At 34.2% G+C, this 16,997-nt stretch carries 12 protein-coding genes; all 12 read left to right on the top strand.

Features of this window, described 5'->3' with window-relative positions; genetic code table 11:
- Nucleotides 1–61: 61 nt before the first annotated feature.
- The 12 genes from JC605_RS23290 (at nt 62) to JC605_RS23235 (ending at nt 16,716) form a co-directional block, all read left to right on the top strand.
- Entirely contained in the window at nt 62–1,615 is a 1,554-nt protein-coding gene (locus JC605_RS23290) for a glycosyl hydrolase (RefSeq protein WP_198858475.1), read from the top strand.
- Nucleotides 1,616–1,678: 63 nt separating this feature from the next.
- Nucleotides 1,679–2,551 carry an AraC family transcriptional regulator gene (locus JC605_RS23285; protein WP_370569089.1) on the top strand — a complete coding sequence of 291 codons (873 nt, stop codon included), beginning with the start codon at nt 1,679–1,681 and terminating at the stop codon, nt 2,549–2,551.
- Nucleotides 2,552–3,055: 504 nt separating this feature from the next.
- The gene (locus tag JC605_RS23280; protein WP_198858473.1) at nt 3,056–5,269 is read left to right on the top strand and encodes a family 43 glycosylhydrolase; all 2,214 of its coding nucleotides are present in this window, start codon (nt 3,056–3,058) and stop codon (nt 5,267–5,269) included.
- A 21-nt stretch (nt 5,270–5,290) separates the two neighbouring features.
- Nucleotides 5,291–7,600, top strand: a complete 2,310-nt coding sequence (locus JC605_RS23275; protein WP_198858472.1) for an RICIN domain-containing protein — start codon at nt 5,291–5,293, stop codon at nt 7,598–7,600.
- 103 nt (nt 7,601–7,703) lie between these two features.
- Nucleotides 7,704–10,316 (top strand): glycosyl hydrolase, encoded by a 2,613-nt coding sequence (locus tag JC605_RS23270; RefSeq protein WP_198858471.1) that lies wholly within the window; start codon nt 7,704–7,706, stop codon nt 10,314–10,316.
- Nucleotides 10,317–10,427: 111 nt separating this feature from the next.
- Entirely contained in the window at nt 10,428–11,486 is a 1,059-nt protein-coding gene (locus tag JC605_RS23265) for a cellulase family glycosylhydrolase (protein WP_233074221.1), read from the top strand.
- A 180-nt stretch (nt 11,487–11,666) separates the two neighbouring features.
- Nucleotides 11,667–12,647 carry a glycoside hydrolase family 43 protein gene (locus tag JC605_RS23260; RefSeq protein WP_198858470.1) on the top strand — a complete coding sequence of 327 codons (981 nt, stop codon included), beginning with the start codon at nt 11,667–11,669 and terminating at the stop codon, nt 12,645–12,647.
- A 145-nt stretch (nt 12,648–12,792) separates the two neighbouring features.
- Nucleotides 12,793–13,449 (top strand): hypothetical protein, encoded by a 657-nt coding sequence (locus JC605_RS23255; RefSeq protein WP_198858469.1) that lies wholly within the window; start codon nt 12,793–12,795, stop codon nt 13,447–13,449.
- Between the two features lie 42 nt (nt 13,450–13,491).
- The gene (locus JC605_RS23250) at nt 13,492–13,947 is read left to right on the top strand and encodes a hypothetical protein (RefSeq protein WP_198858468.1); all 456 of its coding nucleotides are present in this window, start codon (nt 13,492–13,494) and stop codon (nt 13,945–13,947) included.
- Between the two features lie 555 nt (nt 13,948–14,502).
- Nucleotides 14,503–14,925, top strand: a complete 423-nt coding sequence (locus tag JC605_RS23245; RefSeq protein WP_198858467.1) for a hypothetical protein — start codon at nt 14,503–14,505, stop codon at nt 14,923–14,925.
- Nucleotides 14,926–15,583: 658 nt separating this feature from the next.
- A complete protein-coding gene (locus JC605_RS23240; protein ID WP_198858466.1) occupies nt 15,584–16,075 on the top strand; it encodes a helix-turn-helix domain-containing protein in 492 nt (163 codons plus the stop codon).
- Nucleotides 16,072–16,716 carry a nucleotidyl transferase AbiEii/AbiGii toxin family protein gene (locus JC605_RS23235; protein ID WP_198858465.1) on the top strand — a complete coding sequence of 215 codons (645 nt, stop codon included), beginning with the start codon at nt 16,072–16,074 and terminating at the stop codon, nt 16,714–16,716. The genes JC605_RS23240 and JC605_RS23235 overlap by 4 nt, the downstream gene beginning before the upstream one ends.
- Nucleotides 16,717–16,997 lie beyond the last annotated feature (281 nt).

Raw genomic sequence — 16,997 nt, 5'->3', positions numbered from 1 at the left:
GTCAAACATTTAAAAAATAAAGATTTAAAAGAAAAAGTAAAACAAACAAAAACGAAAAAAAATGAAAAACTATCTAAAATCGATACTGCTCTTGTTCATTATTTTTATAATGTACAATTGCTCCTCCAATGGAGATGATGAAAAACCACCTGTTACTGAAAAAGCAACGGCAACGATAACAGCTTCGCAGGTTTCTGTTTTAGAACCAAGCACAGATGGCGAATTTGTAGTGAAATTATCTAAATCAGTTGCTTCAGCCACAGAATTGTCTCTTACTTTCGGCGGAACTGCAAAAAATGGAGAAGATTACAAAACCATTGCAAACACCATTGTAGTGCCTGCAAAAGCAACTTCAGTTAAAATTCCAATTGAAATTTTGACAGACAAAATTGTTGAAGGTGATGAAAGTATAGAAATAACTTTAGCCTCGTCTAAAAATGCCGATGTTATAATAGGTTCTCCTGCAAAAGCTGTATTGACTATTACAGACGCTATTGTTGACATCGAGTTAACTCCTGCAAACGTGAGAACCTATATGGTAAATAAAAATGCGACAGATGAAACTGTGGCTCTTTTCTACAATATGAAAATGTTGGCAAAAACGTCGTTTATGGTTGGTCAGCATGATGCATTATTGAGTTTTTATAAAAATAATGCAGGAGATTCCGATATTAAAAAAACAACAGGTTTTGATCCGGGAATGTCGGGTGGTGATTTTATGTTTATAACCGATGATCCAAATACAGGACAAGAAGATAATTGGTGGTATGCGCAGGAAAAATTAATTAAACAGGCTGCTGTAAATGCTTATGATAAAGGAATGGTTAATATGTTTTGCTGGCATATGAGAGAACCTTTTGAAGGAAAAACTTTCTATACAAGTGAAATGACCGATACACAAAAGAAAAATGCTTTTAAAAGTATTTTGGTTGGAGGTGCAAATCATGAATATTATAAAAACAAACTGAAGAAAATTGCACAGGTAACCAAATCGTTAAAAGGTGCTGATGGAAAATTAATTCCAATTATTTTCAGACCATTTCATGAGTTTGACGGTGATTGGTTCTGGTGGGGGAAATCATTTTGCACGCCTGCAGAATATGTGCAGAACTGGCGTTTTACAGTCGAATATTTACGTGATGAATTAGGTGTAACCAATATGCTTTTTGCTTTTTCTCCAGATGCAAGTTTTACTTCTGAAGCCGATTATTTGGCAAGATATCCGGGCGATGCTTACGTCGATGTTTTGGGTTATGATGATTACGGAAATTTCGATAATAAAGGCGATGCAGGTGCAAATAATGCAAATGCGAAACTTCAGATTATTTCAAAATTAGCGAAACAAAGAGCAAAAATTGCTGGACTTACAGAAACTGGCTATTTTGTAACTCCGGGGAAAAATAACCCAATTTCTGGATTGTATTCGAATTATTTCTACAGTGCCATGACGAAGAATAATGTTGAGCTTTCATTTATGACTTTCTGGGGAAATGGTGGCGATACATATTGCACACCAACGCCAAGTATGTCTGATGCAAGTGATTTTATTCAGTTTGCCAGAAAAGAAAAAGTGGCATTGCTGAACAAATTGCCTAAAATGTATAAAATGCCATAAAGCATAAGTTCAATTTTGATAATGAGAAAATTATTGAACTGCTCGAATAAAATTTAAATGATTATGACTAAAAATCTGCACAGGGAAATAGCGCCACTTTCAAACGAAGACAGCTTTTTGGTCTTTGACAGAGTAAAAGATGATTTTGACTTTCCTGTTCATTATCACCCTGAGTTTGAAATTAATTTTATTGTGAACGGAAAAGGAATAAAAAGAGTGGTAGGAGATAATATTGATGAAATCGAAGATATTGAGTTGGTGCTGATAGGACCAAATTTATATCACGGATGGGAATTGAATAATTGTAAAAATGATAAAATTCATGAAATTACAATTCAGTTTCACAAAGATTTATTTCCTGATTCCTTGCTTTCCAGACGAATTATGAATCCGATAAAGGAAATGTTTAACCGCTCTAATCACGGTATTTTATTTTCTGAAACTACAGCAAGAAAACTCATGCCGCAATTGATAAAACTGTCTAAATTAGATGGCATGGATTATTTTTTGGAGATCACGTCGATCCTTCATGATTTGGCCAATTCAAGAAATCAGCGATTATTATCTACTTATACCGTTGATCACGATAAGTTTGAAGATTATGATAAAATGAAATTGATTTATGATTATGTTCAGAAAAATTTTTCTGAGAAAATTACTTTAGAAGATATTTCTAAAGAAGCCTGTATGTCTAATGCTTCATTCAATCGTTTTGTTAAAAAAAGAACAGGAAAAACATTGGTTAATTATTTAAGAGATATCAGAATTGGATATGCAACAAGATGGCTTTTAGAAAACGAAATGAGTGTGTCCGAAGTAGCTTATAAATCAGGGTTTAATAGTCTTGCTAATTTCAATCGTGCATTTAAGTACATAAAAAAATGTACGCCAAGTGAATATAGGGAAGATTTTTTTGGAATGAAAAGGGTATTGTAATTCAATATTCAAAAAACTAAAAAAGGTATTTTTAATTCAATTTAGAAAGCTGTTCAAATATAATTTTGAGCAGCTTTTTTATTATAATGATAATTTTAAAATGTAATAATTTTAATACTCATTTTTTTATCTTAATTATTTTATAGAAAAACGTATAAATATTAAAATAGTTTATAAACTAAATAATCCTGTAACAGTTTCTTTCTGAAAAACTTACTTTATTTGCAAGGTTAATTTGTTATTAATAAAACATTTACATTATTATAGAAAGAAAAACTACTCTTTAAAATATTAAAAAAATAATTAGGCGTCGATTTTGAAAAACAAATAGATGCAACTTTTTTAATGTTTAAATTGAAATTAAAAATTAAACTTTTAAAGGTTTTCAAAAGATGTAGGTTAAGGCATTTTAGCACATAATTATAGCTGTTCTATTTTTTGTTTCAAGATTTTTTGAAATGATAGAAAAGCTAAAAAAAAAATGTAACCACAAACCTCAAATATATGAAAACGCAACTCTTACGAATACTATGTTTATTTTCAATATTATATTTTAGTTTTATATCAAAAGGACAGGCGCAGAGCACATTTACAAATCCAATTATGCAAGCCGAAAGCCCAGATCCTTTTGTGACCTATAATAATGGTTTTTATTACTTCATGGTCACAACCGGCGATGGAGTTTGGATTCACAAATCAGCTACTTTACAAGGCGTTGGTTCTGCACCGCGAACAAAAGTATGGAGTTCTGGGGGAGAAATAAGACGCGATGTCTGGGCGCCAGAATTGCATTACATCAACGGAAAATGGTATATCTACGCTTGCGGAAATCTTTCTGATGACGGTTTTAATATGAGAATGTTTGTTTTAGAAGGAAATTCTCAAGATCCTTTGGGCTCTTATACCTATAGAGGAATTTTAGCTCCGGAAGCTTCAGGAATCGATGAAAGTCCGTGGCAAGATCCAGCTACCGGAATTCTTTATATGACATGGTCGCAATTTGATCCGCAAGGACAAACCATCTGGATTGCCAGAATGGATAGCCCAACTCAAGTAAGTAATCAAAGAGTTCGTATTTCTGAGCCTGTTTTTAATTGGGAAAGAATAGACGGATTAGTTAATGAAGGCCCAATATTCTTAAAAAAGGGGAATAGTCTACACATCATTTACAGCGCCAGTCAATGTGCTTCTGCAGCTTATGCGTTGGGAAGATTAACCTGTACAGACGGAAATTATCTTAATCCGGGTTCCTGGCAAAAAGTGGGTCCGGTTTTTTCAAGAAACGATGCCAATGAAGTTTATGGAACAGGTCACAATGGTTTTACAAAATCTCCCGATGGAACTGAAGATTGGATTATTTACCACGCAAAACACGGAACATCTTTCACCAATTCAGATAGAAGTACACGTATTCAAAAATTTACATGGAATCCTGATGATACACCAAATTTTGGAATTCCAGTTCGTGAAGGAGTTGCCATTCCGGTTCCGTCTGTAAATGGAGCAGTGCAAACACCTTTTAACGGAGTTATAAATCTTCCGGGAATTGTCGAGGCTGAAAATTTTGATAATGGAGGTGAAGGTATTGCGTATCATGATGCAAATCCGCAGAATATGACTGGAGCTTACAGAAATGAAGGCGTAGATATTGAAGCAAGTACAGAAGGATATTATAATTTGTGCTTTTCAGAAAATGGAGAATGGACTGAATATACAGTAAATGTTACTCAAAGCGGAAATTATGCTATTGATTCAAGAGTTGCTTCGATGGTTGGAGGGAGTTTTCATCTGGAATTTAACGGACAAGATATTACGGGGTCTTTAATTGCTCCCAATACAGGAGGTTGGCAAAATTGGCAATGGGTTCATAAGGAAGTGTATTTAAATAGTGGTACTTATGTAATGCGTTTCGCTATTGATCAGGCAGGTTTCAATACTAATGGATTTATTTTCACATATCTGGGCGGGGGAAACGGAATAGTTTCAGGGCAAACATACAGATTAGTAAACCGTAACAGCAATCAGGTTTTAGAAATTGGTGGCTGTAATACTGCAGATGGAGCGAGAGCACAGCAATGGCCTTGGTTGGCAAGCGACTGTCAAAAATGGAAAGTTGAAGCAACAGACAGCGGTTTTTATAAACTGACTGCTCAACACAGTAACAAAACATTGGATATTGTTGGCTGTTCTACTGATATTGGAGCAGGAATTCAGCAATGGCCTTGGGTTGGCGGAGTTTGCGAACAATGGAGTATTGAACCGACTGATAATGGTTATTATAGAATCATTTCTCGTGCTAGCGGATTAGCACTTGAAGTTCAAGATGCCTTAACTACAAATGGAGCAAATGTAAGACAATGGCCTTGGAATATTGCCTCTTGTCAGCAATGGAAATTGGAAGCTATAGGTAGTACAGCAAAATCAAGTTTAAAAACTCAGGATTCTGCAGCATTATTAGGAGACCAAGATCAAGTTTCAGATTTAATGATATTTCCAAATCCGGCAAATGATCAGGTCGAAATTTTATTTCCTCAAAATGATAATTATCCAGTAAATCTTCAGATAACTGATATGATTGGAAATATTCAGCTTTCTCAAAAAGAGGTAACAGGAGGAAAAACGACGGTTGATACTTCAAAATTAAAGGCTGGAATTTATATTGTTTCAGTTAAAAACGGAACAACTGTTACCAATAAAAAACTAGTCATTAAAAAGTAATTTATTTTAAAAATGAAGTTTATGATTAAAATAAATAACAAAAAAACAGTCTTACTATTGTTACTGATTTTTTTTTCCATATTTGAGATTCAGGCACAGAAACAGGTTGGTATATTTTATTTTTCCAATTTCGGACATTATTTATATCAGCCTGAGAGATTGTCTCCGACTGGAGATTCCTGGATTATGCAACAGCAGAATCCTCCTTACAGCCCTAACGGAATTATTAATTTCTGGGGAAAACCGCTTTTTGCGAGTACACACGGCGATGGAACAATTAAAAATAATTATGTCTTTTATTTTAATGGAGACCCGAATCAGACCAATAATGCTTTATTAGACAATCACGCTGATTTGATTACGCAAGCAGGAATAGATTTTATTGTTTTGGATTTTACCAACGGAGCACTCGATTTTCCTGATGGTCCGTCTTATATTTCTGCGACAAAAGCATTATGCAAAAGATGGCAGGAAAGAATGAACGCAGGACTTCCGGTTCCTAAAATTGTATTTTTTGTTAAAGATGAAGTAGCATTGGATGTTGTAGAAAATACTTTTTTTAATGTCTATCGTCAGGATATGTTTTACACTTATCTGAATAAAAAACTGCTTTTAACAGCAATGCCTTTTATGAATTTGTCTCAGGGCGATCCTGGTCAGCCTGCGGTTCCCACACATGGCAAATATGCTAATTATACCGCAAGGCATTGTTGGGGACTTGATAATTCTGGAAGTTATTGGCAGTTCAAAGTAAATTCTGATGTACCGCCTCCGCCGTTTTATTATAACGGACAACCGGAGCAAATGTCAGTTCCCGTAGCGACACAAGCAACTTACATGACAACAGATGGTGTTAATCCTTCGGCTGGAGCCAAAGGACGATCGAACGGTGATTATTTTGTCAAATACATGGACGCCGCCATAAATGCCAATGTAAAATTTGCTTTTATCCATTCCTGGAACGAGTGGATTACAGGAAACTGGGGACAACAGTCAGCACCGCATTTTGTAGATCAATGGCTTCAGGAATACAGCTCAGATATTGAACCGATGACTGGCGGACATGGCTGGTATTATTACGATTTGATAAAAACTAAAATTGCCCAGTTTAAAGGTTATCAGACCCAAACTCCTTTTGCTGGAGTAATTAATTTGCCGGGAATTGTTGAGGCAGAAAATTTTGATAATGGAGGTGAAGGCGTTGCTTATCATGACACCAATCCGCAGAATATTACCGGCGCTTATAGAAATGAAGGCGTAGATATCGAAGCAAGTACTGAAGGCTATTATAATTTATGCTTTTCAGATACCGGCGAATGGACAGAATATACTGTAAATATCACCCAAAGCGGAAATTATGCAATTGATGCAAGAGTAGCTTCAATGGCAGGAGGAAATTTTCATTTAGAATTTAACGGACAAAATGTTACCGGTTCTTTAGCCGCTCCAAATACTGGAGGCTGGCAAAATTGGCAATGGGTTCATAAAGAAGTGTACTTAAACAGCGGAACTTATGTATTGCGTTTTGCAATAGATCAACCTGGTTTTAATACAAACGGATTTGTTTTTACTTATCTGGGAGGAAATGGAATTGTGTCTGGACAAACGTATAGATTGGTTAACCGAAATAGCAATCAGGTTTTGGAAATTGGCGGATGCAATCAGGATGATGGAGCGCGAGCACAGCAATGGCCTTGGCTGAACAGCGCTTGCCAAAAATGGAAAGTAGAAGCTACAGACAGCGGTTATTATAAACTGACTGCTCAGCACAGCAATAAAACATTGGATATTGTTGGATGTTCAAATGATATTGGAGCAGGAATTCAGCAATGGCCTTGGGTTGGAGGTGTTTGTGAGCAATGGAGTATAGAACCGACTGACAATGGATTTTATAGAATTATTTCCCGTGCCAGTGGTTTAGCTCTTGAAGTTCAGGATGCTTTAACTACAAATGGAGCAAACGTAAGACAATGGCCTTGGAACACTGCCTCCTGTCAGCAGTGGAAATTAGAAGCTGTTGGAATTACATCAAAATCAAGTTTAAAAACTCCCGAAGAAATAGTTGAAAACGAAACGCAGATTTCAGATTTGATGTTATTTCCGAATCCGGCAAAAGATCAGGTTGAAATTTTATTTCCGCAAAATGATACGATTCCGGTAAATATTCAGATAACTGATGTTTTAGGAAAAATACAAGTTTCTAAAAAAGATATTACGGGAGGTAAAGCAACAATTGATACCTCAAAATTAAGCTCAGGAATTTACATTGTTACAGTCAAAAATGAAAAAAATAGCATTAGCAAAAAGCTGATTATTTCTAATGGAAATTAATAATTATAAAATAAAAGACCATGTTTTTGTGAGGTTCATGGTCTTTTGTTCTTTCTAAATCGTAACCACATTTTTTAATTATTTGTAACTAAACTAACTATTTATGAAAACACTTTACCCTTATTTTTTAATCTTTTTTCTGTTGACTGGATTTACTTCCAGAGCTGATATTTTTATAGAAGCAGAAAGCGGAAGTCTCAATGGTACGCAGGCTGTCAATAGCAATGGTGGCTATACGGGAACTGGTTATGTAGGCAGTTTTGATAATCCCGGCGATAATGTAGTCTGGACTTTTAATGTTCCTACGGCTGGATTGTATGAAATCAGATTTCGTTATAATTCTCCTTTTTCAGCAAAGATGTATGATTTGCAGGTAAATGCTGAAAATGCACAGCCTACTTTTCCGCAATCATCTACATGGTCGGTCTCTTCAGCGGGGAAATATTTTCTTCCTGCAGGACAAAATTCCATTAAAGTTTCTATTGGCTGGGGCTATTTTGATATCGACAATTTGACATTAGTTCCTGCGGTAATAAATCCACCAATTACTCCAGCAGCTAATCTGACAGATGCAAATGCTACGCCTGCTACAAAATCTTTGTATAATTATATGAAAAGCATTTATGGAAATAAGATTTTATCCGGACAGCAAGATGACTTACAATATATTATAAATGTAACAGGAAGAGAACCAGCAGTTGCAGGTTTTGATTTAATGGATTATTCTCCTTCAAGAATCGAAAAAAGCGGTTATACACCAACAAGTTCTGAAAGTAATATAGCTTGGGCGAATAAAGGGGCAAACCGCGGAATGATAAGTTTAGTCTGGCACTGGAATCCGCCAACAGATTTAATTGATCAGCCCGGAAAAGAATGGTGGAGAGGTTTTTATAGTGATGCCACAACATTTGATTTACAAGCTGTTTTAGCCGATAAAAACGGTACAAGATATCAGTTATTGCTAAGAGACATTGATGCTATTGCAGTTCAGCTTCAAAAATATGCAAATGCCAATATTCCAGTGCTTTTTAGACCATTGCACGAAGCAAGCGGAGGCTGGTTTTGGTGGGGTGCAAAAGGTCCTGGTCCATTTAAGGAATTATGGCAGATTATGTACAATCGTCTGGTAAATTATCACGGTTTGCATAACTTAATTTGGGTGTATACAGGAACTGCAGATGCGCCTTGGTATCCAGGAAATAATTATGTTGATGTTTTTAGTTTGGATATTTACGGAAATGCAGGATCAAGCATGAGTGTAGAATGGGAAGGAACACAAGCTTTTATGCAAAGCAACAACATCAATAAAATGGTAGCCCTTTCTGAAACAGGAAATTTACCAGATCCTGATAAAGCGAGAGCATACGGAACTTGGTGGTCATGGTACGCAAACTGGCCGGGAACTTATTTAACAGGTCAGCCGAATAGCGTAGTGCAGAAAATGTTTTTGGATAATGATGTTATTACGCTTGACGAATTACCAGATTGGAGAAACTTTGGTGGAGGAGGTGTGCGATCACCATTTGCAGGAGTTATTAATTTGCCAGGTATTGTTGAGGCTGAGAATTTTGATAATGGAGGCGAAGGAGTGGCATATCATGATACTACACCTCAGAATATAACCGGAGCGTATCGTAATGAAGCCGTAGATATTGAAAATAGTGCAGAAGGGTATTATAATTTATGTTTTTCCGATAATGGTGAATGGACAGAATATACAGTGAATGTAACTCAAAGTGGTACTTATGCACTTGATGCAAGAGTTGCGTCTATGGCAGGTGGAACTTTCCATTTAGAGTTTAACGGTCAAAATGTTACTGGTGCATTGACTGCTCCAAATACTGGTGGCTGGCAAAACTGGCAATGGGTTCATAAAGAAGTTTATTTAAACAGCGGAACTTATGTAATGCGTTTTGCTATCGATCAGGCTGGTTTTAATACAAACGGATTCATATTTACTCATTTAGGAGGAGGAAACGGAATTATTTCGGGACAAACTTATAGATTAGTAAATAGAAACAGTAATCAGGTTTTAGAAATTGGAGGCTGTAATCAGGATGATGGTGCTAGAGCGCAACAATGGCCTTGGTTAAATAGCGGATGCCAAAAATGGAAAGTTGAATCAACTGACAGCGGTTATTATAAACTGACTGCTTCGCACAGTAATAAGACGTTGGACATTGTTGGATGTTCAAATGATTATGGTGCAGGGATTCAGCAATGGCCTTGGGTTGGCGGAGTTTGCGAACAATGGAGTATCGAACCTACTGATAATGGTTATTACAGAATTATGAATCGCTCTACCGGATTAGCGCTAGAAGTTCAGGATGCTTTAACTACAAATGGAGCAAATGTCAGACAATGGCCTTGGAATACTGCAACTTGCCAGCAATGGAAACTGGAGGCAGTAAGTGCTACTGCAAAAACTTTAGGTACAGTAAATCCTGAAGATTTGGTTAATGATGAGGAAAATATCAGTGACATAATTTTATTTCCAAATCCTGCTAGTGACAGTGTAGAAATCCTGATTCCTCAATCTTATGGACAAATGGCTGATATAGAAATATTAGATGTTTTAGGAAAAGTTCAGATTAGAAAAAAAGCATCGGATGGAAAAGCAAAAATTGATGTTTCAAGATTGAGTGCAGGAATTTATATTGTAGCGATAACAAACGGTTCGCAAATGAGCAGTAAAAAAATGATTATTAGAAGATAAAATTAAATGCAATTTTTTAGAGTTTAGAAGTTCTTTAGGGAATCTGATCCAAATCAGATTCCCTTTTTTTAAGAATAATTGATGACAAACAAGAATATTAGAATGATAAAAATGAAACTATACATAACTTTAATGTTTGCTGGACTTACATTAATTAGTTGTGATAAAAAAAGAGAAATCTGGACATCAGAACAAGCTAATGAATGGTATGCAAAACAACCTTGGTTAGTAGGTGCAAATTACATTCCGAGTACAGCGATTAATCAATTAGAAATGTGGCAAGCCGAAAGTTTCGATCCTAAAAGAATAGATCAGGAATTGGGTTGGGCCGAAAATATTGGGATGAACACAATGCGTGTTTATTTGCACGATTTACTCCATAAACAAGATGCAAAAGGCTTTTATAAGCGAATGAATATATTTCTGAGAATTGCAGAAAAACATCATATCAAAATATTATTTGTTTTATTTGATTCCTGCTGGAATCCGTTTCCAGTTTTGGGTAAGCAAAAACCTCCAAGACCTTTTGTTCATAACTCGGGTTGGGTTCAAAGTCCCGGACGAGAAGCTTTAGAAGATTCTGCACAATATGCTCGATTAGAGAAATATGTACGAGAAACCATTTCTGAATTCAAAAATGATGAGCGCATTTTGGGCTGGGATCTTTGGAACGAACCCGATAATATGACAGGCCAGGCATTTGGAGCTGTTGAAACCAAAGATAAAGTCAAATTGATTTTCCCGCTTTTAAAGAAAATATTTATTTGGGCAAGAGAAAGCAATCCTTCTCAGCCTTTAACTTCGGGTCTGTGGATTGGAGATTGGAGCGATCCGAAGAAAATGCTTCCAATGCATAAAATGCAAATTGAACAATCAGATGTTATTTCTTTTCATAATTATGATAAACCAAAAGACCTGCTAAAAGTAATTAAACAATTGCAACGTTATGGGAAACCTTTATTATGTACAGAATATATGGCAAGAACTAACGGGAGTACTTTTGAAGGCTTTTTGCCAATTGGCCAAAAATATAAAATTGCCATGTTTAACTGGGGTTTAGTTGACGGAAAAACGCAAACGAAATATGATTGGTACAGTTGGATTAATAAATACGATTCTGAACCAAAAGTTTGGTTTCATGATGTATTTCATACTGATGGAATGTCTTAACAAAGCAGAAACTGATTTGATCAAAAAAATGACATCAGAAGTAAATAATAAACAAAACTAGTTTTTGCCAGGGTAACATGAATCGTCTTTTTATTAGAATAGTTTATAAACTGGTTTAAATACAATTATTACAACAGATTGGTTTATGGTATGTTTGTTTTTATTATAAAAAACATAATTATGAATAAAGTTTTATTTTTTATCACATTTGCTTCTTGTTCAACACTGATTGCGCAAAAAAAGGTTTCAGAAAAAACAAGTATGAATCCGATTTTTAAAGGTTGGTATGCAGATCCTGAAGCCGTCATTTTTGATAAAACTTACTGGGTATACCCAACCTATTCTGCTAAATATGAAGATGAGGTTTTCTTAGATGCTTTTTCTTCTCCGGATTTAGTTAACTGGACAAAACATCCGAGAATCATAGATACAACATCCGTAAAATGGGCTAAAAAAACAATGTGGGCGCCGGCAATCGTTAAAAATAATAACAAATACTTTTTATTTTTTAGCGCCAATGATATTCAAAATAATAATGAAATAGGAGGAATTGGTGTAGCTGTCGCAGATAAACCAGAAGGACCTTTTAAAGATTATTTAGGAAAGCCGTTAATTGATAAATTTATTAATTACGCACAGCCAATCGACCAATTCGTTTTTAAAGATAAAGATGGTCAGTATTACTTAATTTATGGCGGCTGGAGACATTGTAATATTGCTAAATTAAAGCCCGATTTTACAGGTTTTATCCCTTTTGATGACAATAGTGTTTTTAAAGGAATAACACCAGATCAATATGTTGAAGGTCCTGTAATGTTTATCAGAAATGGGAAATACTATTTTATGTGGTCTGAGGGAGATTGGGTTGGACCGGATTATTGCGTTTCTTATGCCATTGGAGATTCTGTAATGGGGCCTTTCAAACGTATTGGCAAAATTTTACAGCAAGATCCAAAGATTGCAACTGGTGCAGGTCACCATTCAATTATTAAAGCACCAGATTCAGATAGATATTATATTGTTTATCATAGAAGACCTCTAACAGAGACAAGTGCATTTTCTAGAGAAACTTGTATAGAAGAAATGTTTTTTGATGAAAATGGTTATATTAAACCAGTTAAGATAACTAATAAAGGTGTAAAAGCAAATCCGCTAAAATAGTTTTGGAAGTATTTTTCGGATAAGATTTTAAATTCAAAATTCAAAAGAAAGAAAATTTAGCCGTCGAAAAAATTCACAAAAGTGAAATCATTTTATAAGAGAATTGACGTAAAATTTTATTGATTAGATAAAGATGAAAAAAATAATGCTACTATTAATCCTGTTGATAATTTCAAGTTGTCAAAATACTCAAAAGTATAAGTTCGACGAAGGAATTTATTGCCTTAAATCTTATTTAGACAAAGATAATTTCGAAAATAGATACATTGATTACTTTCTTGTAAAAGTGACTAAAGATAAAATAATAAGTTATGGAACTGTAAATACTTGGGGGCATATTGCAAATCGTGATTTTGAATCTGAAAAAAAACTAAAAATTAATGATTCTATAATTTTGCAGATAACTCAAATAGGATTTGGAGCAAATAGTTTTTCAGCACAAAAATTTACTAAACTGAAAAATTGTGATAAAATAGTCGACAATAAAGGTATCAATAGAGAAGAATTTGTAAAGTACTTAAATAAAAATCTAATTGCAGGAACGTACAAATTTGAAAATAAAAAGATACGATTTACAGAAGATGGCAAAATTGAAAATTTAGATAGTTTAAAAACATTTTCAGTTAATGCAAGGTTTGGAACTTGTTGGTGGTATGATTATCGAACTATTGAAATCAACAATGAAATATGGAAATTTGAATTTACAAAGCAGAATCTAATTCTTACGAAATATTTGAAACGTGACGTAGTCAAGGAAGAATTAGCAAAATTAAGTACTATAAAAATTGTACTTAACCGATAAAAAAACGGTCAACGGTTACTGTAATAAATAGATAAATAAAAAATGAAAAAAACATTACTTATCTTTTTGATCTTTCAGTTTCAAATTTCATTTGGACAAAATATTAGTGTAGAAATTTCGGATCACTATCGCGAACTTGGCGGAAAAGTATATTCAACCTATCAATATGTAAATTCAAGTTACAGTTATTCAAGACCGACGCTAGTTATTTTAACAAATAAAAACTTGTCATTTGAACTTTCGACCAAATTGTCAATTATATTTAAAGCAAAACAAGAATATACTGATATTTGGATATTAGGAATAGCGGACTTCAATCAAAAAGAAGTTTCAGAAGTTGATAAGAAAATTATAGATACTTTTTTTCAGCAAATAATTAAATACCGCGCGGGTAATAATTTACCATCATATTCGCTGGAAAGCTTGCAGGAGGATAAAATTATTCTTGAGAGAAAAGAAGAAATCTGTCAATATTTAATGTGTAAGAATAAGTTATGAAATTTAGTATGAAAAATTTTTTAAAGACAACGTGTTTGTTAATTATAGTATTAATTACAGATACTATTTTGAGTATTCTTATATCATCTTTATATGGTGCTTTTCGACAATATATATTGAAAGACTTTTACGGAATTAGAAGCTGGGGTGAAGGAGCTTTATTTCTCGGTATTATGAGGTTTATTTATTATTTTATAATTACATTATTACTTTTTTATTGGCTAAACGGTAAATTTAAATCTGGTAAAAAACTATTACAATTAATAATTTTTAATTGCTCAATATATTTCTCCATCTCCCTCGTATATGCATTTATCCTAAAACCGGAAACAAAAGAATTATTTTTAGATCCACTATTTTACATTACCATTTTATCAACCATTATAAGTCCGATGGTTTTAAATTATATTTCTTATTTCAAAAAGCTAATTGATGACATTATGATTGTCAAGGAATAGAAAAAATATATTATACCTATTTATCGAGCTATAAAAACACAGTTGAATATTATAGTTTATGAAGCAAATAAAATTGAGATATTAAAATAAAAAAACTATGAAAAAGATATGCATATTATTATCAGTTATATTTATTTCATGTTCCACCTACAAAAGGGAAAGATTCGATTATAATTTTGGAGAAAATCAATGGCTCAATAGTTATAAAACAGATGTTTTTTTTGCATGTATCAAAAAGGCATATCAAAGCGATTCCCTTTTTAAACTAATAGAGAAGAAAGATTTTTTTAGCTTGCCAGGAGATCTTCAAATTAATGAAATGAAAGAATCTCAAAAATTAGGTGAAGCTATAATTTGTAACATTCCCAAGCCAATTTATCCAGAATGTGACGACTGTAATCAAGAGGAAGAATTAAAGAAAAATTATTTTTGTGCTGCTTGTCTAAATTATTACGCGAGTCGTGATTTAGATTCCATAGCGAAAAAAGCATATAAGAAACATGTCAAGATCGACAAATAAACGGAAAAATAAAATTTACTGACTATTCTTTTAAGTTGCGAAAGAGGTAGCAACTCCAGCCTGAAAGTGCACCGATTCTGCACCTTTAATTTTGTGAGCTTTTATAAATATTGAAAATAGGCCTAAAACGAAAAAAACCTGCAAATCCTTGAATTTGCAGGTCTTCAGACATTTTTTGCGGCTTTTTGAAAAGATTGAAAAGTTTAAATTTTCAGGCTTTTCGGCCTTTTCGTGGGGAGAGCAGGATTCGAACTTTATGTGTTGAGATCCCGACTTTGCTACGGTTTTATAAATGTCTTGAACCTAATGCACCGATTCTGCACCCAAATTCAATTTTGCTATTTCAATATTAAATCATGTACAATAATTAAACGATAACTAATTGATAGTCAGTAGTATTATTCTTTTTTTGTATTACAAATATATTAAAAATATTGAATATTTAGGTTTAAGAGATTAAAGCATTATTCTAGAGTAGTAAAAAAGGTATCAACGCCATTCCCACTATTACCGAAATTATCATCTGATATTGCTTAGTTTGAATGCAATCTTCAAAAAATCACTGTCGTCCTCATCATCTTTCAATTCGAACCAGATTGATTGTATTAATAACAAGCCGTTAATGTGATTTGTAAACAAATTTGTTTATATTTGCAGTATGAAAAGGGAATATGAGAAATATAAGGGAATTCATCCAGGGGCAGTACTGGAACGCGAGCTTGATAAACGAAATCTGGCACAGCGTCCCTTTGCACAATCTCTGTTTGAGCATCCCCAGACTATCAATGCTATTATAAAAGGGAAAAGAGATCTCAATACTGCCTTAGCACTTAAAATAGAAAGTGCCCTTGGACTTGAAGAGGGTTCGCTTTTGGTGCTTCAAACGTATTATGACATAAAAAAAGAGAAGCAAAAAACATTACAGGGCAATCATCCCGAGATAAGCAGGCTTAGAAAGAGTCTTTTTTGGGATACTAATATCAATACGATTAACTGGGAAAGTCAGTCTAAGGCTGTTATCAGAAGGGTTTTTGAGCGTGGAAATATCAGTGAAAAAAAAGAAATCATCCGATTTTACGGGACTGAGAGAATCAAGCCCGTGATCAGAGAAGCCGTTGGAAAAACGTATATTAAAGCCAAAAGATCATGATGTACTGGAAAACAGTAAATCCATTGTTGAGAGGGAGTCTTCTGCAGCTTATGCAGGCGGATGAATTTAAAGTTTTTCGTCTGGTTGGAGGAACAGCGCTGAGTCTTCAAATCGGACATAGATTGTCTGTTGATATTGATCTTTTTACAGATGAAGATTATGGAAGCATAGATTTTGATATACTTGAGAACTATTTGATGGCAAATTTTCCTTATACAGATAAAGGATTTGGGGGTATTGTAGGTATGGGTAAATCTTATCTTATTGGTACAGATAAAGATAATACTGTGAAGCTGGATGTTTACTACAGTAATGAGAAGTTTATTGAGGACGCCATTGTAATGGATGGAGTGCGTATGGCAAGTGTAAAGGAAATTATAGCCATGAAGGTAGATGTTATTTTAAGGGGAGGCCGTAAAAAAGATTTTTGGGACCTGCATGATCTTTTACCTAAGTACGATATAAAAAAAATGCTGAGCCTTCACAAACAGAGAAGTGAGTATACTCATGATGAAGAAAAAATCCTGCAAAACTTTATTGATTTTACTTCTGCTGATGATGATTTTGACCCTGTCTGTCTTAAAGGCAAATATTGGGAATTTATAAAGGAAGACATTCAGGCCGCAGTAAAGAGAAGTTAAAACAAGAACAGAGAAAATATTCTAGTAAATACAATCGTTTGCTAAAAAGAAAAAGCCTTTAGATATTACTCTTTAAAAGCTTTTGACTTTTAAAGTTTCTTTTGAAACTAGCAGAGTCCTCTCATCCAGAACCTGTCTTTTGAGATCAATGGTAGCAGTCTTTCCCAAACTGTCTCAAAAAAAGGTGCACATATAGGTGCCCTCAGGAAAATTGTTGAGACAATACAGTAGCCCCGCCCGAACTAATGTCGAACTTTTTTCAGGAGGATTTGGAACGTTTA

Source organism: Flavobacterium sp. IB48 (assembly GCF_016405855.1).
Taxonomy (GTDB): domain Bacteria; phylum Bacteroidota; class Bacteroidia; order Flavobacteriales; family Flavobacteriaceae; genus Flavobacterium; species Flavobacterium ginsengisoli.
Note: the sequence above shows the minus strand (reverse complement) of the source record. Positions and strands in the feature narration are given on the sequence as shown.